Here is a 231-nt window from a genome sequence, read left to right on the forward strand (position 1 = left end):
TCCTTCGACTGTACGTGGGATACAGAAAATGGATTAGGTATACTTATAATAAATGAAGAAGTAGATAGAGTAGGAAATCAAGATGTTGCAATGTAAGAGAAGTATTTCTCCAAAAGAGAGAAACAATCTTTTGGAGAAATCTATTAGGGGTAGCACAACAATTATGCGATGAGTTCATCAATCTGTCTCTTATACACATCTAGAGAACACGAGACTAAGGAGAATAGCGTT

General features: G+C 35.5%; 1 protein-coding gene. It reads left to right on the forward strand.

All coding sequences use genetic code 11. The features are described 5' to 3' along the window. Positions 1 to 96, forward strand: a 96-nt coding sequence (locus tag JDS80_RS31910) for a DUF6985 domain-containing protein (RefSeq protein WP_472926356.1), incomplete at its 5' end; no start/stop codon positions are given. Positions 97 to 231 lie beyond the last annotated feature (135 nt).

Origin of the sequence: Bacillus cereus group sp. N8 (genome assembly GCF_016483685.1) — a bacterium.
GTDB classification, from domain to species: domain Bacteria; phylum Bacillota; class Bacilli; order Bacillales; family Bacillaceae_G; genus Bacillus_A; species Bacillus_A proteolyticus.